The organism is Pseudoalteromonas sp. Of7M-16 (assembly GCF_022347805.1).
Taxonomy (GTDB): Bacteria; Pseudomonadota; Gammaproteobacteria; order Enterobacterales; family Alteromonadaceae; genus Pseudoalteromonas; species Pseudoalteromonas luteoviolacea_F.
On sequence record NZ_JAKRFY010000041.1, the window covers coordinates 16,364 to 36,950 of the forward strand.

Consider the following 20,587-nt stretch of genomic DNA (forward strand, 5'->3'; position numbering starts at 1 on the left):
TAAGCTTGGAATAAATAAGAGGTAGCTGTGAACAATAACAAGAAGTCTATCGTTCTTTCGGCAATCGACAAGTTTAGCCAGCCCGTTAATACGGCGGTTAAGAGTGTCGGTAAGTTGCAAAGCAAAGTTGCTGAAACTAGCACTACCCTGAGTGAGCTGAATAAGAAGCAGAAGCTTGTTGCTAGGTTTAAAGGCCTAGAGTCTCGCTTGGCTGATACTCGGGGTGAATTATCAAAAGCTCGTGCTGAGGTTGTTCGGCTGAAAGACTCTGAGGCTCAGGCGTCGAAAATCGTTCGCAGGCATACGAGAGGGATAAAATTAGCTGAGCAAGCGGTGCTTGAAGCTGCTCATTCTTATGGTGCAGAGTCCGAGCAAGTTGAGGCGGCACGCAGAGCAGTTACAAGACTCACTAAGGCCAAGAGAAAAGCCGAACAGGTATACAAGCGTGAGCAATCTGCGCTAAAAACAGCTGAGCAAGCAGCCAGCCGGCTAACTACTGAATATGGTAAGCAGTCACAAAAGCTAGGCTCATTGCGTAATGATTTGACCTCAGCTGGTCTAAAGCTCAACTCGCTAGGTGCAGAGCAGCTACGCCTTGCTCGACAAACAGACAAGGCTAATCAGACGTTAGAGCAGCAAGAGGTAAAGTTAAAGCGGATCCTGTCTCTGAATGGGAGAATTGCTGAGCGTAACGCACAAAAAGGCGAGCTGGTTGGTCAGGCCGTGGAAGCGGCAGCAATGGTTGCCCCAATGATGTTGGCTGGTAAGCGAGCCGTTGAGTATGAAAGCTCTTTCGCTGATGTTAAAAAAGTTGTTAATTTCAAGGATGAAAAAGAAAGTGCGGAATACCGCACTGAGATGATGAAGCTCGCAGGCGACTTAGGTATGCGCCAGGAGGGAATTGCTCAGATAGTAACGGCTGCTGGTCAAAGTGGTATCGAAAAAACTGAATTACTCAAGTTTGCCGAATCAGCAACAAAGATGTCTGTAGCTTGGGATGTATCCGCAGAAGAGGCGGGGTCTACACTGGCCACCTGGCGAGCGGCAATGGGATTAACTCAGGACCATGCGTTAGATCTTGCCGACTCCACTAATTATCTCAGCAACAACATGAACGCTAAGGCTAAAGACATTGCAGCTGTTATGGTGCGGCAAGGTTCTACAGCTATCGGTGCTGGTTTGAGTTACAACCAAACTGCAGCTTTGTCTGCGAGTTTGATTGCGGGGGGTGCTGCGGAAGATGTGGCTGCTACAGCACTAAAAAATATTACTGGTCGCCTGACAAGCGGTTATGCCGCGACAAGCGCCCAGAAAGAGGCTATGGGGAAACTTGGCTTCAATGCCGATGAGTTGGCCAGCATGATGCAAGAAGACGCGCAAGGTACTTTAGTTCAAGTAATGCGTCAGCTGCAGGATGTGGATAAGGCCGAACGTGGTGCTGTTATTTCTCAGTTGTTTGGTGAAGAAGTTAAGGGGGCGGTGGCAAAATTGGTCACCACGCTAGATGACGATAAAAACGGACTGATAGCGGCGTTTAGTCGTGTAGAGAAGCAAGCTGATAGAGCTAACAGCGTCAACGAAGAATATGAAAACCGGGCCAAAACTCGTGGTCATACGTTGTCGCAGTTATCTGCTAAATTTGACCGTATGATGGTTGTGCTAGGTGATCGTCTTCTGCCTGTTATCGATGCGGTTGTTCCACCATTGATGACCGTGGTTGATGGGGTCAGTAATTTTGCAGAGGCCAACCCTAAATTAGCCAGTGGGCTGTTGGCTGTTGCGGGTGCTATTGCAATAGTGAAAGCTGGGGCCATTGCATTTAAGTTAACGAAGCTGACATTGGGAAATGGCATTGACCGTTTGCGTTTGGGCCGAGAGCAATTATCAGGAGTTACCAATAACACAGCACTTAATGCAAGAAAGGCCACTAACGAGCTGTCACGGCTTAATCGAGAGCTGAATAGTGTAGGTTCTAGCCGTGGGCGCTCTAGTGGTTATGAACCTAGTCGACGTGGACGTACTCGTTCGCCCGGAAGTCGCATAGGTCGTTTGGTTGGTGGCTTCTCTGACTTATTTGGCGGATTGCCGGCACAACCTTTAGTTGGCAAAGGTGATCCAGAACGCCGATCAGGTAGTAAGCGGAACCGAATGGCTGCCTTTTTAAGTGGCGGTCCGGCTTTGTCTGTGATGTCGGCAAATTCCAATGTCGGCGAGCTGGTTATGGCTGGTTCAGCCAACAATCTATTTAATACGTTGCCTAATGGATCACTGTTGAGTGGGGCTGGTCAGTTATTCCGCCCGCTGGGCATTGCGTTGTCCGGAGCTGCACTGACTTCTGCAATAGCAAGTGGTGACGGTCAGCAGATCGGTGGCACAGCAGGCGATATGATAGGAGGTCTTGGTGGCGCAGCAGCTGGGGCTATGGCAGGAGCGGCTATAGGTTCCGTTGTGCCAGTGGTTGGTACGGCTGTGGGTGGTGTCATCGGTTCAGTGGTTGGCGGATTTGGTGGTGGTGAACTTGGTCGGCGGGTTGGTGAGAGTGTCGGAGCTTGGTTTAGTGGGGATGATGAATCACTGGCGAAGCAGGAAAGCAAGCTAACACAACCTACTGGAATGACTGAGCAGGGAAAGGTAGGACCAACTTTATCAGGAAAAAAAGTCTCTAATGAATCTGAACTCAGCATTGTTAACTCTTTAGGCAGTACTGCATCAGGGGTAATAGCGGGAGCTACTATAGGTTCTGTTATGCCTGTGATTGGTACTGTTATGGGTGGTGTAATTGGTTCCGCGGTTGGCGTTGCCACAGGTTCAGGTTCATGGATTAGTGAGCATGTTCAAAATTGGTTCGGAGACAATAAGACGGATAAACCAGTTCCTGGACCTGTAATAGAACAATCTAAGCAACTGAGGAATAGTAACCAACAGTTTAACTTTGCACCGGTGATACAGATACAGCCTAGTGGTAATCCTGAGTATGACAAAGGCGTTGAAGACCGGCTAATAGAAAGAATGAAAGCTGAGCTGCTTCCTGTGATGATGTATAGCGATTTGGATGTGGCTGTACGCGCTGACGCTAGTTTAGCCGACAGGAGAGATACATGAGACAGATGATGTCATTAGGTGACTTCGTTTTTTCGCTTAGTGAAGACACACCTTACTCTGGTTTACAACGTTCTAGTGGAGGTGGGTGGGTTAACGTACCACGATACGGACAGAAGCCAGCTAAACAAAACACGGGCCTGCAGTTAGAAAAAATCGGTCTCAGCGGTACTTGGTATCGCGGTGATGGTATGGTTAATTTAGATACGCTGCGAGCTATGCAAGCCCGGCGAGAGCCATTAGTTTTGACTGATGGATATGGTCGCAACCTTGGTTTGTGGACGCTACAACAATTGCAAGAAAAGCAAGGTCGCATCATTGATGACGGTACTGCTATTGTTATCGATTTTACTATTGAGCTAGAGGAGTATGCTGGTGACGGTAATACGCAGTCGTGATGGTGATACTGTTGCCATTGTCTTATTTCAGGCGCTGGGTAGAGCTGATGATGATGCTGAGGAAGCGTTGTATGAGCTGAATCCTGGGCTTGAACAATATGGTCCTATTTTGCCGGCTGGCGTAGAAATACACCTACCAGTATTGGCGGAATCAGAGCCCAAGAAGGTGGTGAATATATGGGATTAGGTTTTAGGCCTCAAGTACGGGTGAGTGGTCCAGGGGAGGCGGTCATTAACAATCGGTTGGTGTCGTGGGAGCGTGTTGACGCTGCCGGCATTCAATCCGATCAGGTGACGCTAACAGTTGATACCGCAGGGCAAACTGGCATACCTAAAGAAGGGGCGGTGTTACGCTGGTTTGAAGGGTATGAGAGTAATATGGTAGACAAAGGCGAATTTAAGATAACGCGCATTGTACCTAGGTTGTTTCCGCCTACAGTCACTATTGTGGCTACTGCGGCACCATTTCAAGTTGATGATTCAACAGGTTTTAAGGAGCGTCGAACGCGTACATTTACAGACACTACCCTGGCGGATCTATTTCGAGAGGTAGTATCTACGCATGGCTTTAGCTCTCGTGTTGCCACAGAGTTCGAAGGAATACAGTTAAACCATATAGACCAGTTGGATGAAACTGATGGTGCGTTTCTCTCGCGTCTTGCTCGTGAGCGTGATGCTGTAGCTAAGCCTGTCAATGACCTGTATGTACTTGCCAGGCGTGGCCAGGTTAAGACTATAACCGGGAAAGATATCCCGCCTGTATCGGTGGCGTTCCCGGGAAAGAATGATCCAGCTGATCACGAGCGGTTTATCAATTGTCAGCTAGAGCGTCCCAGCCGTACTCGTGTTTCTGGTGTTAAAGCAAAGTGGACTGATGTAGCGACTGGCAAAGAGCATGAAGTTAGTGATGGTCAGGCTCCGTTTAAGAAATTACGCCAGTCTTATGAAGAGGAAGCTGTGGCATTACAAGCTTGCCGTGACGAGTTAACTAGAGTAAAGCGCCAAGGCTCGAGTGTTCGCATGGATTTACCTGGCAACCCTAATCTTGTCGCAGAGGGTTTGATGTCGTTGAATGATTCATTCCCACCAGAAATGGCGGGTGAGTGGTCAATTGATAAAGTCACCGCGCGTGGAGACGGGACAGGAGGCTATAGATGTGCAGTAATAGCTACTGAAACTTTAACCTAAACAAATACCGTATAATGCATAAGAGGCTACAGCTTCTGAAATAGGAACTTAAAAAGTTGCTTAATTTCCATCCCCAGATCCTTTATCATGATCTAAATTTAGTGAGATCATTAAAATTTAGTGGTCAATAGTGTTGTGATTATGATAAATTCGCAGATACCACATAGCGTGGTACTAATCACTTAAGGTTTGATATTGTAAAACGATTTTAAATTAACGAAATTCAGACACAAAAAAAGTCGTGTTGGCGCACGACTCTCTTTGTAAGCATTTATTTGAGCTTGGAACCCTTACAAGATTCAAGTTCATTTTATGCTGACGGGTTTCTTTTTGCAAATAAAAAAGAAGATAAAGCGAAAATGAATATCAAAATAAAAAGGGCTGCCGGATGGGGAGCCTGAATCATACCGTTGGAAGTCGGGGAACGACACGCCGCAGCCGTGGCATTCATAGTACATGTTGCTTGAATCCTAACCCTTTTTATCTTCGTCCAAAAGGCTGGAAGAACTTGCCAGGAGAGCTGGGTAGAACCTTCAATTTTTGCCGTAAACGTGATATTTCCCGTGACCCTCACTTTGTTCACTTGCGTCAGGCTGCTGGTCGTCAGCGGGATTTCCGAGAAGTGCGTCGTAACCTCATAAATCCATTGTTTCAACTATTTTTGTCTCGCCATGATTTGGTGACAGGGATTATCGAGCTTGATTTGGAAGGCATAGCTGCTGAGTTGTCACAAATGTGGGTTACAGATCCCGAAACTGGTGAGCAATACATTACAGAAAGTAAAGTAACAGTCAGCCGAATCAGTCGCTTTGTTACCGAAGTGATGATTCCTTTTGGTTTGGCGTATGTACACTCTGATGGTGATGAATCAGATCCAAGTAGCGGTATGGTTTGGGATAAAGCTAATGGTTTTTGGTTTCCTAAAGTTCTTGTACTTACCGATGTGTTTTATCGTTTGGCAGGAGCCCGTATTGAAAAGTTAAACATACAACGTGATGAGCAGTTAGCGCTTCGTAATCAAGGTGTTACTAGTGATGGGGAGGTCATTACTGTAGCAGAAGCAAGAAAGCGCAAACGTAAACAAATTTTTAAGCGAGCATGGGAAGCTCGTAAGCTAAATGCTGGCGCTCAGCGTCGCCGCAATAAATTGGCTGGTATGACGCTGGATGAGCGTAAGCATGAAGTAGCAACAGCTCTTGCTAAGTCAATGCCAGCTCATGAGCTGGCTAAACTAGATAGTAAACAGTTTAATAAGCTCGTTTGGGAACGTTTGAATAGCATGGATATAGGGCTTAGTCACTCACCACCTGATACAATTCAATAAATCTAATCTTTATAAAGAGAACCGGGCAAATGCTCGGTGTTTGGCGTTGTTGTAAGCTATTTTACCGTGCTCATTTCCGGTTTTGTCTTCCCCCAAGTCTTAAATTTTTGATTGCTTAGAGAGTATTTAAGGTTGTTTTTGGCCTATATTTACGTTATTCACATTTATCTGCAAATTAATAGATATCCTTATCTGCTATCTCAATCTTTTTATGCGCAAAACCCTCTATTCATTTATTTCTAATAAATACATTTATTATCAATACCTCCATTCTTGTGAGTTATAAGGATAACTAATGAAATCCGCCTCGATGTGCTTCGCACATGGCGGTATCAAATTATTATGCTGCTCGAATTCGCAGCTAACGCTGCGCGAGCCCTCGCCCCATCTGAACATCATCAGAAAAGTTGAAACATTATCAGTGCGGTAAGACCTTACAATAATGGCTTATCAGGAGGGGCATCAAAAATAGTGCCAGTGATTAATTAAGTGCGCCCACTAATATCAAGAAGTAGGTTGCGTTGGTTTGGCTGACGGCTCACGCCTACATGCGCTTTGCGCATTGAGTGCGAGTTGTTATGAGTGGTTGTAAAAACATAGAATAGAGTGCTCTGTCACCCTAACTCACAAAACCTTCTTAGCTTTCCTTGAAAATATGATTATTTAGTGAAAATAGACGTATCTAACTATGTTGGCCACAAGCTTCACATCCAGCATAGTTGTTTGTAACTATGTTGGCCATATTGACAGCATAGACATCCGTGTCTATGATTCCTGGTACTGTTAGTATTTAGGAGGTCTTAAGTATGGATAACTATTTAGGTGCAAAAGGCGCAAGCGGTCTTTACCAAGCCATCATAAATGTAATGCCACCACATGACACATATGTCGAGGGGTTCTTAGGTACGGGCTACGTCATGAAACAGAAAGCACCAGCCAGAAGGAACATTGGATTAGATTTAAGCAAGACCTGCATAGATAGTTTTGACTATGCTGCAGCGGAAGTTTACCAAATAAGTTTTTTCGAATATTTGCGTACTTTTGATTATAAAAACAATGGTCGAATCTTGATGTATTTAGATCCGCCTTACATGCACGAAACTAGAACCTCTAAGGCGCGGTATGAATATGAGTTAACAGATGAAGAGCATAAAGAGTTGCTAAAAATCGTGTTAGAACTCCCATGTTACATAATGTTATCTGGTTATAGAAATCCACTTTATAACGATATGTTAAGCGATTGGTGGAGTGTGGATATTCAAGCAATGTCGAGAGGCGGTGTCCGAACAGAAACGGTTTGGTGCAACTTTGAGCCTGGTGAAGTTCACTACCACACTTTTGCAGGAAAAGACTTTACTGATAGACAGCGTATAAAAAGGAAAGCTGATCGTTGGGCTGCAAACTATGAGAAATTACCTTATGGTGAACGCCAAGCAATATTGGCGGCTCTTCTACAAATTGACAGTGGTCGAGCATAGGTGGATCTAACTATCTCAGTACTAGACGTTATTAATCAAAATTAGTCATGAAAATAAAAAACAATCACCAAGGTTAAGAGTTCATATTAAAGCTCAACGATCCTTTGAGATCCCGAAAAACTCACCCAGTGTCATTTCCTGTAACTCCGGCAGGCGTTCAACCAGCCAGCCAATAAAATCAAGTCCAGGATTTGCCCGGTTTGCGTTTAGTCGGTTGATAAATGTTTGGACCTCATTTTCTGTCCCCTCAACACCATAGACTTTGCGATAAAGCTCCTTTGCTTTACCTATGTCTTTGATCTGTTTGCAAGCATGCTCAATAAAATGCTTACCAAAATTCTCTTTCTTACGTGGCATTGTCTTTTTCATCACTCACCCGATCCGAGCACTATATGCATTTTTTAAATATATATCAAAAATGATATTGAAGTATATCAACTTTGATATATATTAGGCTGTATCAAAAGTGGAAATAAAGCAAGGTGAAAGCCTTTGCTCAACAATAGTTGAATAACTGGAAAAGGAGCTGAACATGGGCATTAAACCCGTAAAAGTAGAACGCGATGAAAATGGTTGGTGGGTTCACCCTGACCTACCTAAATGGGATGAAGGAACTTGTCAAAATGAAATTGCTGCGTGGTTTGAAAAAAATAGAGTTACTTATTTCATTGATCACTTTGAATCCAGTGCCACGGAAGAACAAAGTAACAGGTGGTTCGAAGAAGGCAACTGCGATTGTTCTGATTGGCAACCTACATGTGATGAGGATAATTCTTTTTTACTATCGATCCACGACACTGAGTATGGGCCAATCGGCATATTCGCAGTGCCAATAGTAGCTTAATTGGAATTCGTACCTTCAACGTAGAAAATCAGAAATTGGAATAACGATAAGGCTGTGCTTAGCGGCCTTTTAAAATCAAATTTGATTTATAGTCAATGGCAATGTGCATAAAACACTTAACTCAATAGGGCGGTTTTTACATGAGCAAAGCGAAGAAATTTAAAGAGTGGTTTAAAACGAGAATGGGGCATAGTGCGCACCTTAAGCTAGCCCATTCTGCAATTTTAGAATTAGAGTATTTGTGTGCGGAAAAAGATAAAGAGATAGAGCGTTTAATCAAAAACAACACAAAAAGAAATTAAAAAGATATGACATCAATACTCTACGATCATGAAAATGCCCTAATTGCGTGTGACTCTCAGACTTCTGAAAATGGTGTTGTTATCAATTCTAATGCTGATAAGTGGCGTCGCTTAGATGATGGCTCACTTCTTTTTGCCACAGGTGAAACAGTTGATATTTATGAGTTAGCGCAACACCTTAATGGTGATTTATTGCCTCTGCACATCGGTAATGTCAAATACTTTAGAGTGTCAGAGAGTTGTGAGCATGTGGTTTACGGATATATTCACAAAAAAGAGGATGGATCAAAAGTTGTTCGAGAAGAGCCACTTTTACACTCTTATGGTATTGGAAGTGGTGGAAATCTAGCATTGGTGGCGCTGGATTGTGATTTAAGTGCGTATGATGCTGTTATTAAGGCAGCAAAGTTTGATAGCGCGTCAAACTCAAATGTTAAAGTTTATAACGTAATAGAGAATGATTGGGAATAGTGAGTGGTTTATGGCCACAGACACAATGCTAGCAATGAAGAAAAGCTTTGTTACTTTTCTTCATTGCTATTTTTTGTTTTCAACTTTAATTCTTTTTTTATCTGACAAATATTCATACCCTTTTTAAATACACCTAAGTCTCTAGCCATGCATATCAACTCGTCTCGTCTATAAAGCCATTTATCTAATGTAGAAATGGCAACACCTTCTCTTCTCGCTATTTCTGACTTAGTAACCTCCTGGCTTAGCCAGAATAAGATACGGCTCTCAGAGTCATCTAGGCGGCTTTTTACAATGGTTCCTGGTGGTCTTCCAATCGGGAGATTGTGTCTTTTTCTGCGTTGAGCTGCCGCTTTTGCTTTCATGCTTCTTTGGGTGCTAAAGTCTTGTGCTGCAAATGCTTTTCCAACTGCAATGTAAAACGCAATAGGATCGGTTCTGTGCTTCCCTGATAAAACTTCACCGTTGAGACAAAAATGCAGTTCTGCTCCTGCATTTAATATCCTTGTTATGACTTCTAATATTTCGCTGATCGCATCTCTGCCAAATCGCTCAATGTCATTGACTAATACTCGATCTCCGGGGGTTAGCCTTTCAATCAGATCAACAAGTCCGCGTTCAACTTTTGTGGTTTTGCTGCCGCTTAACTCATATTGATACCATTTATTAATATATAATCCGTTATCTTCTGCGTACTTATTTATTCTGTCTATTTGCCCTTTGCTATCTTGTTTTTTATTGTCACTAATTCGTACATATGCATAGTTTTTAGCCAAAACGATTGGTTACACTCTAGAGTTTTAATTGCTTGCTAGAGTGTAATTAATTGGAGTTTGGAATGGCGAATTAATTGGTTGTTTAGGGTATACCCTAAAGTGTAAGTGGGGGTTGTAATAAAGCCGCATTTAAGCGGCTTATTTTTTTATGGGGTTTTAGTGTCGTTAGACTTTCTTAATAAATAATCAGGTATTGGTGCTGCAAATGCTCGTGGTTGTCCGCCTTGATCTCCTGTACCGCCTGTACCGCCTTTTACTTTTTTCAAGGTTGGTCCCTTTATTTCTTTCATTCTAAACAGCCTCTCTTTTGTTGTTTATAGAGCAATATATTGCAAGGTAGAGAATGAAAAATCAATTCAAAATATTTTTGCTTGATTTCCTGTTTTCCCATCCTTCTAAAGTCATTGAAAGAAGCCCTAATACAATGCCTGATGTTAGGATTGTTTTGATAAGCGGATACAAAACGAACAAGGTTTGCATACTGCTTTGTAGGTCTGGCCGTGCGTCAAATCCAATGAAATCAGGGTGTCTTGCAAGGTGCTCAGCTATTAATGCAATATTTATAGCAATACTCCATTTCAGTATTCGTCGAATTGCATATTCCTGTTTTGTGCAGTCTATATTTGTGAGGACATCGTGAATAAAACTGTTTTTTTCAGAGTTGGAGTTGGAAACATATAGTAAACTTCTACATATAACCACTCTATATTTCAATAAAAGTATAATTGTTAAGTCAATTAGAGAGTAAGCTGTTTGTCTAGTAATTAATTCTTGGGGCAAAATAGAGCGAATGAGAAGTATATCAACACTGTAAACTATGAAGAACGTTGATAGTATCCAGACTCTATTCGAGTCATTAATATTTAAAATGAATGCAAATAGTAATGAAATCCAAAAAAATATTGCAAGGTATTCGGCATATAAGTTATAGCTATTAATTAAACCGGTTATAATTTCCATATTATTTATCACCTATAGATTCTTCTAAAAAAGATATTAGTTTTCTTTTTGAACTAAATGGGAGTTTTTTGAAAAGTTCAATAAAAAAGCTCAAAGAGCTACCTGATGTTAACAATGTATGGCCTTTCTCTTTGTAAAGGTCTTGTATTTTCATTAGTTGCGTTCCGCCAGGTTCATTGGTTTGCTCTGTATCTTCCCAATTTTTTATCGTGTTATAGCTAACTCCTAATTTAGCTGAAAATTCAGTGATGCTATACCCTAGTTCTTCCCTCATTTGCTTAATCTTTCTCGCCGTTTTTCTCGTATCATCTGTTACATGTGCATACTTTCCCAAGCGACCTCCTTGGTTATTCTTATGACCGCAAATTATCCCTATTATATTTGTAAAATAATTGAAAAAAAACGCTTTCTATTAACAATTTTGCATTTTTTTGCAATTCCTCTTTGTTATAGTTCTTTTGTTTCTATCAATGGCTGTTCTATGCGGCCTGACAGTTTATAATAAAAAGGATTGTTTATGAGTATCTTCTATATTTTAGGTATAACCTTTTTTTTAGGTGTTATTTTTATTGTAACCAAATACTTAAGTGAAATCAGGTGCATAAAATCTGCCTATAAGAAAGCCAAGCATATGCAAACAAGAGCAAAAAATGATGATGAGCGTGTGCTGGCTGAGGATAGGTGTTTGGTACTTCAAGTAATGCTGAACAGCTATTCTATTAAAAACCTCTTTGGTTTATCTAGCAAGAGAGTGTGTTAATGAAAAAAGGATTTAGTGGAGATTCAGTGGTCGTGAAGTCGAGTATTCTAAAAAGTGCCAAGGCAAACTTATCATTTATAGTTGAGTGTGAAGATTTAGATGATTCTGTAAGGGAAGCGCTTATGGGGGTAATGTTTTTAATTGAGTGTTCAGAATCTGAAAGTAAATCTCAGTGTGTAACTGAAAACATAACAAGTACTGGTGAAAAATTGATAGACTAAAATATGTATAAATTTATATTTAAGAACAAAATTTAAAGGTAAGCCCCTTGATGGGGGCGGGTCTTTAAAGGGGGTGAGTTACCAAACTTTTTGAAACTGCTTTTTGAAGCCAGGAGGGTTTCATTGCTAACCAATTAAGAACAGTACCACTCGGTAAGTTTGGTAAATCAGTTAGACGCATTTTTTGTATTGCTGTATATTGTTCATGTGACATAAAAATAAAACTCCATTGGTTTGATTTATGTTGCACTAGGTGGCTGGAAGGTCGAAGAATCAGCCACCTAGCAGTTTTGTGAAATCTATTGAACCCCTTTCTGTCTTTTGTATAGTTCAAATGCAGCTCTAAGAACATCCACCATTGTCATATCGTGACCGACTGCAAATGTTTTAAAATCACGTTTAAATTCACTTTCCACTTTGAAGTTCATCGGGACTAGTTCACTTGAAGCTGGCTTCTCTGTGTTGTTTCCGACAACCCCCGAATCTTCTGAGGAACGTGGAGGTGACCCTTTCTTTGGGCGTGGTGAACTTGGGTGTGCCATAATTTACTCCTGTGTGACTTTCTCTAGTCGATCTATAATATTTTGCATAACATAATCTGCTTTTTCTCGTGGCGCTTTATAGCGCGTTTCTGTGAGAGACAACCCAGCATCTAGCGCCTGTCTGTAGCAAGGCTTGAATTCAATGCGGCCATCGATAAGAAAGTAAGGTGTGTCTAACAAGTAAGCTCTGGATTCTTGAAATTCTGATATGCTGCCTGTTGCTTTGTTAAATACAAAACAAATGCGCTCTTTGCCAACTCCTTCTTTGGCAAGGTTGTGTGCGATCATGACTGATGGTTTTAAATCGTCAACACCTAAGCCGGTAGGTATAATTATAAGGTCGCTTTGTTTTGCTATTTCTTTGGTTTCTCGACTAGCAGTTGGTGCGCCGTCAAAAATGAATAAGTCATAATTTTCAGATTGTTTTATCGCTTGCATCGCACTTCCGAATGCTTCAACAGCGACGACGGGTTCTATATTGTTTTGTAGTCTGCGCTGCAGCCACTCGAATGATGTGGATTGATTGATGTCTAAATCTGCAATTTTTACATCCCATTCAGCAGAGGCGTAGCACGTTGCAATCGTTCTAGCTATTGCACTTTTACCTGGGCCGCCTTTTTGTCCTATTGTACAAATTTTATACCCCATAGTTCAGCCTTTTTGTATATTTAAAGATTTAACGAAATCTACAACAAATATTAAGGGAAAGGCTTTTTAGAGTAAAGTAATAATTAAATAAATAATTCGTTACTTCGTTATTTCTTTAATCTTTGCTTGAATTCTCGAAATGGCTAAAACGCTTTCTTTCAGCTCCTGAGGGTGATCTGATAAACGGTTTTGTGTAATGTAAAGGTGTTCCAGCTTATTCACTAAGATGAGATTATTGAGTGTCACATTGTTTTTGTCTCCATCCAAAAATCGGATGTTGTGCTTTTCTGGAACCTGGCCGTGTTCCTTTTCCCATAAAAGTATGTGTTTCGCTTTCCAGACATTAGGCTCGGCAATTTTTATGTCGTGATAACCTTCACTGTTTATCCTTTCACTACCAACCGGTTGCCAGTTATGTGGTTTATTGCCTGGCCTGAAACTACCTGAGTTTGATTTCATAACCCCTTTGGTCCCTGAATTCCAAGGTTTTTTACCTTTGGTAAATTGCCCAGTTCGCCCTGATCTTATTTTATGGTTTTTTAAGAAACTGACCATTTGCGAAGTTCTGATCTCCCGACAAAAAGTTAGATTAAAATTACATGTTAAATCATTGCGGTTCATTAACGGGTAATGTGATTTTATCCAAACAATTTCATCGGAAGAAAATAGGGAGGTTCCTTTTTTTGTATCTCTTGTGGTAAAGGTGAGCTTATGGCTTTTTATGGCGCTTTTTACTTGATTGGGGGTTATGGCAAGATTAAACATTTTGTTAAACGCTATTGCGGTGTCATTAGCGCTATTTTTTTCTGAGTGTTTAGCGATGAAGTCAAGGTGCTCTTGTGTGTATCTAAATCTAGCCATTTTCATAATCCAATTCATTGGGACTTTAATAATGTTGGCAGTGCTGATTGCTTTTGTCCGTTGTAACCTGTTCTGTATTTTTCAGCATCCAATACTAGGTTGGCATTGCTGACAATTTCTTTCGAGACTGATGTGATCGCTTTCCCCCGCGCGATTTCTTCTTTTAGTTTTTCACCTGTTAAGTCTTCATCTCCTAGTCGTTCAAGTTGAGCAAATAAATGATTGTTTAAATCAACGAGTTTATTTTTCATATGTGGACCCTATTTGTTTGTTTTGTTCATTGATGAGAGTGACTTGACTATCAGAATCACCGAGCATGACGTTAAATTATTCGATAAAGTTTTCAAGTGGTTGGGTTGCCCTATTTGACTCATTTAGTTAATTCCTCATTTCGTTAAAACGTTATTTATTCAAAGTATGCTGTTATTAATCTTTTTGTGTTATAGACAACTTTAAGTGGTATTTTGTCTAGAAAAAAACATGGCTATGCCATGCTTCAATTTATTTGGTTATGACCATCTTCCTGACCAGCAAAGACGCCCTAATACATCCAACTTTTTAAACTCGCTTTCACTGAACAGCTGCTCTTTTGTATGTTCTTTATCATTTGCATAAACCGTATATCCGCCGCCAAGTTCTTTTCTTATCCATCTAAACCAGATCTGGCCACTTGGTTCTTGAAGAGCAAAAATGTCAGGCTCTGTGACAATAGTTTTAGATAAATCGATCAGTGCATCGTCCCCTTTCATCAGAGTAGGACTCATATTCCCATCCATTACTTTCAAGAGAATGATGTCGTTAGAGGTTAACGCTTTGTTTTTTAGAAGCTCGATAGAGAATGCAATATTGCTACTGATTAAGCTTAAATTATTGTTGTTGAGCTTCGGCTGATCAGCACTCACGAACTTTGAGTCTTGGTTTCGAGGGTCGAGTTCGTCAGTAAAACCTGCAGCATACGCTGCTGTTGTATTAAACAATTTGGCTATCTTAGGGAACATGTCAAGCTTGGGAGTTCTTGCCGCACATTCCCAATTTAAATACCGTGAGCGAGAAATGCCAAGTTTCTTGGCTGTTTCATCTGCCGTCCAACCTTTGTTCACTCTCAGTTGTTTCAGGCGATTTGCTATGAGCTCTTTATAACGATCATCCATTTTTCTATCCACAAGATAAGCGCCTGCCTGACAGTGCAAGCGTGATGAGACTGAGTATAAGTTTTTCACATAAAGAAACAGGATACCACATTTTGTAGTAAGTGACACAATAAGTTTGTTGTTTTTTACCACGTTATGTGGTTATTATGACCACAAAAAGAAATGGTGTTTTCTAAAAGTGACTTTTCGGGAGTGGGTTGATAGCCAGGGTGGGGTTAGTTTGGTGTCTAGGTTAATGGGGAAACCTCAGCAAACTGTATCTGCCTGGTATCACATGGAGCGTTTTCCTAGGCCTATGCAGCAAGAATTAATAATTCAGCTGAGTGGTGGTGAGGTGGACATAAATGTGTATAGACGAGAGTACCTAGCGAGTAAGGAAAAAAAATGATTATCGTTATATTGATGGGTGGGTTGCCATCCGATTTTGAAAAAGTGGTTGATGAAGCAATGGTAGCGCTTCCAGGGGCTGTTGAAAGGCTATCACTTTCGGGCATTCAAGATCCGCTACAACTCGATCGTATTCAAAAAAGTCTATTGGATAAAAATGGAGTGGTTGGTGATGACCGGGTAACAATAATTACGGGGATTTCTACAGAGCGATGTGTGCGTTTTTGGCGTGAGCATGGTGGGATTTTTTGCCATGTTCGTGGTCCACTGCACCCTGTCTTTTATACGCAGAGAATTGAATTCGAAGACTACCATGTTGCTCCTTTGGGTTACTCCCTATCTAAGCCAGAGCATGTATTAGATCCTGTTGAGTTGATTAGTGAAGTTCTTCTTAAGAGACAGTGATTGGTCAGGCCGAAAAGAACTCTCATTTTAACAACGTAAATCGAGCAAGTTGATTATGGGTAGAACGAGTTTAAATGATTTGTTCGATAGCTGGGCTCGATGGGTTCATCGGGGCTCTATATTGACAAGCGGCACCTCGATGCTGGCAAAAATTATTGAAAATAAAGGTCATATGAGCTTTGGAGGTGGTGCAAGCCAGCCTGTTTTAGATTGTATTGAAGCTGAAATAGAGCAGGCCTTGCTTCAACTCAGTGATAGCAACCGTGAGGCGGTCGAGCTATTCCGTCTTGAATACGGTGCTGTTCGGATGCGAGATTTTGATCCGCATCAGTCGCAAATAAAGAAAGCGGCTAGGTTGGGTATTAGCGTTCGTACGTATCGCCGGCGGTTGGCAGTGTGTACCAATTATATAGTCGCTAAGTTAACAGACAAAAGAGAAAAATATCTATGAAACGATATCTTAAAAGCTTTACCATCGATGCTGTATTGGTTGTTTTTTTTTATGCAGGAGTTATAGAAAAAAACCAGTATGCAGAAAATGTTTTTTGGCTTTTTTTTTGGGGTTATACGCTACTAGCCCGCGTCGGGGTTTTGTTACTTTGTAATGAAAGTAACATAGAAAGCGTCATGAAAAAAAGGATACCGAATCACGTTTGGAAAAACCGTTATGACTTTGTTTATGATGTGTGTTTTACCTTAGCTCTGGCAGCATTTGGGTATGTTCTAATGGCTGTTTTTTATTACATCGTTTCATACTTTTTTCGGGGGGCGTTCAAAAAAGTTGACCGTGAAATCAAAGAGCGCTTGGAAAACTTGTGATTCATTTATTTAAATCGTTAAATCATTATTTCTTTAACCTCTTTGCTTTTGGCATCGTTATCCACAGGAAAAGTGGATAAGGTGTGCGAAATGACAATTTCCAAATCAAAAAGTGTTGATTTGAAGTTTTCAGAGGCTGAAATAAAGCGTTATCAGCAGCGTCTGGATGTGACACAGTTAAAGGATCCAGCGTACCCACTAAGACTTCGTTTTAACCGTGCTCGCACGAAAGCAAGTTGGCATTTAGTCACATATCGAGGTGGTAAAACCTACTGGCGTAAGCTAGGTGATTGGCCAGTACTGACTTTTCCGGCCCTCAAAAAGCAATTACCTTCATTGTTGGCTGAATCTGCTTTAAGCCCAAGTAACCCCAGTTCAATCAGCGCATTTGTTACTGTGGCCGATGTGCTTATTTGGTATCAGGAGCGAGCCTGCAAGTTATCCGGACTGTCCAAATCTCATAAAGCCAATATCAAGTCGATAATTAAATGTCACTTGTCACCGCGGCTAGGTGATTGCCGTATTGATGCTGTAACCCCTGAGCTTGTCGATGACAGGCTGATCATGCCTTTGCAGGAGATCAGGAAGTTACCAACTGTGCGGCTAGCGTTCGTAGTATTAAAAGCCGCTTTCAGCCGTGCTAAAAAACAAAAACGTCTCGATCTGAATCCGATGAGCGATATTGTGTTCAGTGATTTTATTGAATGCAGTGTGAGCGCCAGAGAGGGAGCGATTAAAAAGATGATGCTGCCGGGGTTGCTTACCCGCCTTACCCGTCAGAATGCGCGTGTCCAAGTGCTTGTTTTGCTATTGCTGTGCTATGCCACACGTATTGGTGAAACTAGAAAAGCCCGTTGGGATCAGTTTGACTTCAACGCCCGGACTTGGACTATCCCCGCATGTAACACCAAATCCAAACAAACGCATGAACTTCCGATGACGAAGCAGATAGCTTTTTTACTAAGTGCTTACCGAAAAATGCAATTGGACAACGGTTACAAAGGGCAATTCTTGTTTCCTGGCCAAAAGCGCAAACAAGCGATCTGTGAGTCCTCGGCCAGTCGTTGGATCAGCAAGTACGGCGACAAAGAATTCAGTGCTCATGACTTTAGGAAAGTAGCTCGATCGGTGTGGGCTGAGTTAAATGTTGACTACATGGTCGGAGAGCGTCTGTTAAACCACTCGGTTGGTCAGCTGGATAAAGCCTATTATCAGACACTGATTCAAGGGCCAAAACGCGACGCTATCGAGCAATATCATGACTACTTAGCTCAACATGGGCTCAATATGTTTTGTATGGCATCAGACACCGAGTCCATACCGAGATCCTTTTTAATATTCAAACAGCACCAGCCCAGTACTAATGCGTGATAGAAAGTAAGTAGGGCAATCTATTTTATAGGAGTAATGAAAATGAAAAAGACTGGAAAAAAACAAAGGGTATTTGCGGTCAACCGAGGGGAAAGAAGGCTTCTATGTATATTTTGTTGGTTGAGCGTATGTCTTTAAATATCAGTAATTTACAACGTGTTGGTGTACAGGTGGTGTGGAAAAATCAGGGGACCCTAGGGTCTCAAACACTTACCACGGGTAATCTACCCGCGGGGTTTGACAATTTTTCGGATTTTCATGGCGTCGGCAGCAGGGTTTCCAGTGGACTGGAAAATCCCGTGTCTTTCCTGGCTTTAAAGGTGTCGAACGGGTAGGTAAATGAGTCAAAAAGTGCCTCTTAGGTTTTTAAACATTTCGCAAATTTCGACCATGTTCAATTTATCTAGGCCGACTGTTCGGCAGCGCTTGAGGCGGGCTAAATTGGTTCCTGAAAACCCTGGTGAACATCCCCCTGTTTATGATATGTCGAAGGTCGGTCCTGCGATTTTTACTACCAGAAATTATTAAAAAAACGAGTGTGAACTTCATTGTAACGAAAGGGTATTGTGAAGACATTAAAGAGGGTACGGTACAGTTATGTCTGACTCAGAGCGTAAAAAGCGAGCCGACAGAGAACGAAAAAGGCGTCAACGAGACAAAGAAAAGAGGCTCGGGATCAAGGTTGTTGAGGTTAAATTGTCTCAGTCAGAGAGAGCTAATCTTGATGAGTTGTGTGTGGTTCGTGGGGGAGTTCGTGGTCCATATTCAGTGGATGAGTTTATCTCTACTCTGATACGGAATGATCATGTCCTGTTGCAGGAGCAGCTAAAGAGACTTGGGCAATGTGCCAGTTGTAAAAAATCGTTACCCGAAGGCTGTAATGGTGTATTCAAAGGTCAGGCGGAGTGCTGGCATACGCGTAAACATACAGTGTTGATGCTATGACCTAGACATACACTGTCCGTTTATTTTCCTGTCAGCTTCCTGTAGTGTATAAATAAAGATTTAACGAAATAAAGACTTTACAAATAGGCGCAATGCGCCTATTATTGGTTTCAGACGGTGGCGCATAGAAAGCCATTCGTTTTGAAGGGGCTAGGTTGATGCCACCCGGAGAACGAAATGAGACTGACTGATGTCGCAACAATCAAAACCGGCTTGGAGCAAGCAGACTTTTGGATTGTACGCCGAGGCTCTTTAAAAACGGTTGGTAGTGTGTCGCGGGAATTCAACCCCGAACACATCGGGGTAAAAGTCACACGTACTGACATTTTATTGCCAGATTACCTCTACTACTGGTTTATGGCGTTACATCAAGCCAAGACTTGGGAGGTAATTGCCAACGGAACATTGAGCCTGGTTAACATCAAGGTTTCAGACGTTCGGAATATCCGATTGTCACCGCGGTAGAAAAGGGGCATTAGCCCCTTATACCTCGAAACGCAACAGAGAGTAACAGAATATGGAATTAAAGATCCCCAATATGCATGAGCAAAAACGCATCGTGTATAAGAAAAGTACCCAGCAGGCGATCGACATCCTGACATTAAACTTAGATGCGCCAGTTTTGCCTAGTCAGGAAGAAATAGACGAGGGGCAACATAGTAATAAACATTTATTGAGAAAGCATGAAGGGTGGGAAGCGCCGCATCCCGATATTGTGGGTGCATATTTTAGACATTTCCAAGGGCATTTTCAGGAATACAATACAGACAAAAAGCTAGCTCAGTTGTTAGAGGTAAGCTCAGACCGTCGGATCCGAGACTTTAAACAAGGTGTGAGAAAAGTGCCTTATGATATCTGGCGACGCTTCTTAGTCTTGACGGGGCGAGCACCTCAAGATGTTTTAAAAGTGATGGCATTTTTGGGCTAATTATATAAGGTTATCAAATTGTATATATTGATAGTGTGACGTGTCACAGTAAAAGGGTGACCACCATTTGTGGTTCCCATCACGTTAAGTTGACATTGTTGGCCGCTTTGTGTAACTTACACATCAACGTGGTGTTTTTGCGTTCAGAATAACAACTATCTAGAGTTCTAACTGCCCGGTTTTATACCGGGTTTTTTTATGCCTATGAAAATAATAACTGAGTTAAAAAGCCGCCTTATAGCATATGTTGGCGGTACAGGTGTGTCTGTTTCAAGCTTGAAATCACAGGCGTCACAACAGATCAACGCATCAGGAGTGGCTGACATTTTAACCTGGTCTGTTTTTTCAGGAGTTAGCTTTGGTTCGTTATTAACCATTGTGGGTGCTGTCGTTGTTGTGTGTCGCTTCGTATTTGATGTGTGGATGTATTTTGATCAGCGTAAACAAAAAAGGAGACCTTAATGTTGGCTGTTGTTTTTAATTTGCTTTATCTCGTGGTTGCTGTTGCGACTGTATTCTTCGCGTTGCGAATTCGCGATCGATTATTGGGAGTAAATTTTAGTGGTGCTATTTTACCTAAAATCAAAGAATGTCCTATCGCGCTGTCAATTTTTTTTGGTGCTTGGGTGCTTGGTGTTTGCCATCTTGCCGGAAGAATGTTGGGCGTCGGGTAGTCGTTACGACAGTAAAATAAAAGCAGCATGGCGTC

General features: G+C 41.8%; 30 protein-coding genes. 19 read left to right on the plus strand and 11 right to left on the minus strand.

Annotated features, from left to right (window positions below):
* Nucleotides 1–27: 27 nt before the first annotated feature.
* The 6 genes from MHN81_RS26815 to MHN81_RS26840 all read left to right on the plus strand — a co-directional run bounded on the left by MHN81_RS26815 (nucleotide 28) and on the right by MHN81_RS26840 (nucleotide 7,487).
* Complete coding sequence (locus MHN81_RS26815; protein WP_239427240.1) at nucleotides 28–3,102, plus strand: phage tail tape measure protein; 3,075 nt, start codon at nucleotides 28–30, stop codon at nucleotides 3,100–3,102.
* Entirely contained in the window at nucleotides 3,099–3,497 is a 399-nt protein-coding gene (locus MHN81_RS26820; RefSeq protein ID WP_239427241.1) for a phage tail protein, read from the plus strand. The genes MHN81_RS26815 and MHN81_RS26820 overlap by 4 nt, the downstream gene beginning before the upstream one ends.
* Nucleotides 3,475–3,684, plus strand: coding sequence for a tail protein X (locus MHN81_RS26825; RefSeq protein WP_239427242.1), 210 nt, complete (start codon nucleotides 3,475–3,477; stop codon nucleotides 3,682–3,684). Before MHN81_RS26820 ends, MHN81_RS26825 begins: the two co-directional genes overlap by 23 nt.
* Entirely contained in the window at nucleotides 3,675–4,685 is a 1,011-nt protein-coding gene (locus MHN81_RS26830) for a contractile injection system protein, VgrG/Pvc8 family (RefSeq protein ID WP_239427243.1), read from the plus strand. Before MHN81_RS26825 ends, MHN81_RS26830 begins: the two co-directional genes overlap by 10 nt.
* 388 nt (nucleotides 4,686–5,073) lie before the next feature.
* Nucleotides 5,074–6,009, plus strand: coding sequence for a plasmid replication initiator RepA (repA, locus tag MHN81_RS26835; protein ID WP_239427244.1), 936 nt, complete (start codon nucleotides 5,074–5,076; stop codon nucleotides 6,007–6,009).
* An 806-nt stretch (nucleotides 6,010–6,815) separates the two neighbouring features.
* On the plus strand, nucleotides 6,816–7,487 hold the full coding sequence (locus tag MHN81_RS26840; protein ID WP_239427245.1) for a DNA adenine methylase: 672 nt from the start codon (nucleotides 6,816–6,818) through the stop codon (nucleotides 7,485–7,487).
* A 93-nt stretch (nucleotides 7,488–7,580) separates the two neighbouring features.
* Here MHN81_RS26840 and MHN81_RS26845 read toward each other — a convergent pair whose 3' ends face one another.
* The gene (locus MHN81_RS26845; RefSeq protein WP_239427246.1) at nucleotides 7,581–7,856 is read right to left on the minus strand and encodes a hypothetical protein; all 276 of its coding nucleotides are present in this window, start codon (nucleotides 7,854–7,856) and stop codon (nucleotides 7,581–7,583) included.
* 163 nt (nucleotides 7,857–8,019) lie between these two features.
* Here MHN81_RS26845 and MHN81_RS26850 point away from each other — a divergent pair, with 163 nt between their 5' ends.
* The 3 genes from MHN81_RS26850 (at nucleotide 8,020) to MHN81_RS26860 (ending at nucleotide 9,104) form a co-directional block, all read left to right on the plus strand.
* Nucleotides 8,020–8,331 (plus strand): hypothetical protein, encoded by a 312-nt coding sequence (locus MHN81_RS26850; protein WP_239427247.1) that lies wholly within the window; start codon nucleotides 8,020–8,022, stop codon nucleotides 8,329–8,331.
* A gap of 140 nt (nucleotides 8,332–8,471) precedes the next feature.
* Nucleotides 8,472–8,633: a hypothetical protein gene (locus MHN81_RS26855; protein ID WP_239427248.1), complete on the plus strand. Its 162-nt coding sequence runs from the start codon at nucleotides 8,472–8,474 to the stop codon at nucleotides 8,631–8,633.
* Between the two features lie 6 nt (nucleotides 8,634–8,639).
* Nucleotides 8,640–9,104: a hypothetical protein gene (locus MHN81_RS26860; RefSeq protein ID WP_239427249.1), complete on the plus strand. Its 465-nt coding sequence runs from the start codon at nucleotides 8,640–8,642 to the stop codon at nucleotides 9,102–9,104.
* 50 nt (nucleotides 9,105–9,154) lie between these two features.
* Here MHN81_RS26860 and MHN81_RS26865 read toward each other — a convergent pair whose 3' ends face one another.
* The 4 genes from MHN81_RS26865 to MHN81_RS26880 form a co-directional block, all read right to left on the minus strand.
* Nucleotides 9,155–9,880 (minus strand): recombinase family protein, encoded by a 726-nt coding sequence (locus MHN81_RS26865; protein WP_239427250.1) that lies wholly within the window; start codon nucleotides 9,878–9,880, stop codon nucleotides 9,155–9,157.
* A gap of 146 nt (nucleotides 9,881–10,026) precedes the next feature.
* Complete coding sequence (locus MHN81_RS26870) at nucleotides 10,027–10,170, minus strand: hypothetical protein (protein WP_239427251.1); 144 nt, start codon at nucleotides 10,168–10,170, stop codon at nucleotides 10,027–10,029.
* A 61-nt stretch (nucleotides 10,171–10,231) separates the two neighbouring features.
* On the minus strand, nucleotides 10,232–10,840 hold the full coding sequence (locus tag MHN81_RS26875; RefSeq protein ID WP_239427252.1) for a hypothetical protein: 609 nt from the start codon (nucleotides 10,838–10,840) through the stop codon (nucleotides 10,232–10,234).
* A 1-nt stretch (nucleotide 10,841) separates the two neighbouring features.
* Nucleotides 10,842–11,174, minus strand: a complete 333-nt coding sequence (locus MHN81_RS26880; RefSeq protein ID WP_239427253.1) for a helix-turn-helix domain-containing protein — start codon at nucleotides 11,172–11,174, stop codon at nucleotides 10,842–10,844.
* Between the two features lie 183 nt (nucleotides 11,175–11,357).
* Between MHN81_RS26880 and MHN81_RS26885 the strand changes: the two genes are divergently transcribed.
* Together MHN81_RS26885 and MHN81_RS26890 are read left to right on the plus strand one after the other, a co-directional pair.
* Nucleotides 11,358–11,600 (plus strand): hypothetical protein, encoded by a 243-nt coding sequence (locus MHN81_RS26885; protein ID WP_239427254.1) that lies wholly within the window; start codon nucleotides 11,358–11,360, stop codon nucleotides 11,598–11,600.
* Entirely contained in the window at nucleotides 11,600–11,821 is a 222-nt protein-coding gene (locus MHN81_RS26890) for a hypothetical protein (protein ID WP_239427255.1), read from the plus strand. Before MHN81_RS26885 ends, MHN81_RS26890 begins: the two co-directional genes overlap by 1 nt.
* 299 nt (nucleotides 11,822–12,120) lie before the next feature.
* Here MHN81_RS26890 and MHN81_RS26895 read toward each other — a convergent pair whose 3' ends face one another.
* The 5 genes from MHN81_RS26895 to MHN81_RS26915 all read right to left on the minus strand — a co-directional run bounded on the left by MHN81_RS26895 (nucleotide 12,121) and on the right by MHN81_RS26915 (nucleotide 15,023).
* A complete protein-coding gene (locus tag MHN81_RS26895) occupies nucleotides 12,121–12,363 on the minus strand; it encodes a hypothetical protein (RefSeq protein ID WP_239427256.1) in 243 nt (80 codons plus the stop codon).
* A 3-nt stretch (nucleotides 12,364–12,366) separates the two neighbouring features.
* Nucleotides 12,367–13,011 (minus strand): ParA family protein, encoded by a 645-nt coding sequence (locus MHN81_RS26900; protein WP_239427257.1) that lies wholly within the window; start codon nucleotides 13,009–13,011, stop codon nucleotides 12,367–12,369.
* Nucleotides 13,012–13,110: 99 nt separating this feature from the next.
* Complete coding sequence (locus tag MHN81_RS26905) at nucleotides 13,111–13,776, minus strand: HNH endonuclease signature motif containing protein (RefSeq protein WP_239427258.1); 666 nt, start codon at nucleotides 13,774–13,776, stop codon at nucleotides 13,111–13,113.
* A gap of 110 nt (nucleotides 13,777–13,886) precedes the next feature.
* Nucleotides 13,887–14,123, minus strand: a complete 237-nt coding sequence (locus MHN81_RS26910) for a hypothetical protein (RefSeq protein WP_239427259.1) — start codon at nucleotides 14,121–14,123, stop codon at nucleotides 13,887–13,889.
* A gap of 258 nt (nucleotides 14,124–14,381) precedes the next feature.
* Nucleotides 14,382–15,023: an XRE family transcriptional regulator gene (locus tag MHN81_RS26915; protein WP_239427260.1), complete on the minus strand. Its 642-nt coding sequence runs from the start codon at nucleotides 15,021–15,023 to the stop codon at nucleotides 14,382–14,384.
* A 384-nt stretch (nucleotides 15,024–15,407) separates the two neighbouring features.
* Here MHN81_RS26915 and MHN81_RS26920 point away from each other — a divergent pair, with 384 nt between their 5' ends.
* From MHN81_RS26920 to MHN81_RS26955, 8 genes are all read left to right on the plus strand, one after another.
* Nucleotides 15,408–15,815, plus strand: coding sequence for a hypothetical protein (locus tag MHN81_RS26920; protein WP_239427261.1), 408 nt, complete (start codon nucleotides 15,408–15,410; stop codon nucleotides 15,813–15,815).
* A gap of 55 nt (nucleotides 15,816–15,870) precedes the next feature.
* Nucleotides 15,871–16,266: a hypothetical protein gene (locus tag MHN81_RS26925; RefSeq protein WP_239427262.1), complete on the plus strand. Its 396-nt coding sequence runs from the start codon at nucleotides 15,871–15,873 to the stop codon at nucleotides 16,264–16,266.
* Nucleotides 16,263–16,634, plus strand: a complete 372-nt coding sequence (locus MHN81_RS26930; RefSeq protein ID WP_239427263.1) for a hypothetical protein — start codon at nucleotides 16,263–16,265, stop codon at nucleotides 16,632–16,634. Before MHN81_RS26925 ends, MHN81_RS26930 begins: the two co-directional genes overlap by 4 nt.
* A gap of 90 nt (nucleotides 16,635–16,724) precedes the next feature.
* Nucleotides 16,725–18,005 carry a site-specific integrase gene (locus MHN81_RS26935; RefSeq protein ID WP_239427264.1) on the plus strand — a complete coding sequence of 427 codons (1,281 nt, stop codon included), beginning with the start codon at nucleotides 16,725–16,727 and terminating at the stop codon, nucleotides 18,003–18,005.
* A 597-nt stretch (nucleotides 18,006–18,602) separates the two neighbouring features.
* On the plus strand, nucleotides 18,603–18,950 hold the full coding sequence (locus MHN81_RS26940) for a hypothetical protein (protein WP_239427265.1): 348 nt from the start codon (nucleotides 18,603–18,605) through the stop codon (nucleotides 18,948–18,950).
* Between the two features lie 177 nt (nucleotides 18,951–19,127).
* Nucleotides 19,128–19,415 (plus strand): hypothetical protein, encoded by a 288-nt coding sequence (locus MHN81_RS26945; protein ID WP_239427266.1) that lies wholly within the window; start codon nucleotides 19,128–19,130, stop codon nucleotides 19,413–19,415.
* Nucleotides 19,416–19,467: 52 nt separating this feature from the next.
* Entirely contained in the window at nucleotides 19,468–19,878 is a 411-nt protein-coding gene (locus MHN81_RS26950; RefSeq protein ID WP_239427267.1) for a hypothetical protein, read from the plus strand.
* Nucleotides 19,879–20,082: 204 nt separating this feature from the next.
* Entirely contained in the window at nucleotides 20,083–20,340 is a 258-nt protein-coding gene (locus MHN81_RS26955) for a hypothetical protein (RefSeq protein ID WP_239427268.1), read from the plus strand.
* A gap of 25 nt (nucleotides 20,341–20,365) precedes the next feature.
* Here the strand turns inward: MHN81_RS26955 and MHN81_RS26960 are convergent.
* Nucleotides 20,366–20,587, minus strand: a 222-nt coding sequence (locus MHN81_RS26960) for a hypothetical protein (protein ID WP_239427269.1), incomplete at its 5' end; no start/stop codon positions are given.